Consider the following 1,013-nt stretch of genomic DNA (forward strand, 5'->3'; position numbering starts at 1 on the left):
ACTACGCCGCAAGGGACTGTCTCCGGAACTCCTCCGGGGTCAGTCCCTTCAGTTTAACCTGGCGCCTCCTCGTGTTCCAATGGACCACGAAGTCGTCGAGGTCCGCCTTGAAGGACTCGAAGTCCGGCCACGTCCTTCCGCGGAAGAACTCGTCCTTGATGTGGCCGAACACCTGCTCCGTCGCGCCGTTGTCGATGCAGTTGCCCTTCCGGGACATGCTCTGCACCACGCCGGCCTCCTCCAACCGTCTGCACCAACCGGCCTGCTGGTACTGCCAGCCCATGTCCGAGTGCAGGATCGGCCTGGAGCCCTTGGGCTTCTTGGACACGAGCTGGTCGAGCAGCTCGTGCTGCTGAGCCATGTTGGGGTGCAGCGACGTGGACCAGGCGACGATCTCCTTGCTGCCGAAGTCGTAGACCGGCGCGAAGTAGGCCTTGCCCCAGGGCTGTTTGAACTCGGTGACGTCGGTGCCCATCTTTTCCCACGGCCCGTCGGCGGCGAAGTCGCGCCCGATGACGTTCTCGAAGGTCTTTCCGACCTTGCCCCTGTACGAGTTGTACCTGTGGTAGTCGGTCTCGCGGCGGATCCCGCAGCTGATGCCCATCTCGCGCATCATCTTCAGCACGGTCTTGTAGGCTATGCGCACGCCCTGCTCGGCGCGCAGGCACATGGCGATCTGCCTGTGGCCGCACCCGTTGGCCGTGCGCGAGAATATCTCGGCGGCGGCCTCCCAGAGCTCGGGCCTGGTGGGAGCCTTCGGGTGCGACAGCGCGTAGTAGTAGCTCGACCTCGCCAGGCCGGCGCACTCCAGCAGGCACCCCAGCCCGTACCCCTCTTCGCGCAGGGCGCTCACGGCCTCGACCTTCGCCCTGGTCAGAGTCCGTCCCTCTCGACCAGGGCACGCAATTTTTTTAGGTAGGCCACCTCGGTCTCGAGCCTTCGGCAGCGCTCCTCGAGCTCCTGCTCGCGCGTGCGCGGCCTCGCCTTGGAACCGCTCGGCCGGCCCTTGGGCC

1 protein-coding gene is annotated in these 1,013 nt (G+C 65.7%); it reads right to left on the reverse strand.

From position 1 onward, the window contains the following. Position 1: 1 nt before the first annotated feature. On the reverse strand, positions 2-853 hold the full coding sequence (locus ACQRC0_RS08755; protein WP_304211243.1) for an IS3 family transposase: 852 nt from the start codon (positions 851-853) through the stop codon (positions 2-4). Between the last annotated feature and the right edge of the window lie 160 nt (positions 854-1,013).

It is taken from the genome of Collinsella sp. SGI.033 (assembly GCF_050315135.1).
Taxonomy (GTDB): Bacteria; Actinomycetota; Coriobacteriia; order Coriobacteriales; family Coriobacteriaceae; genus Collinsella.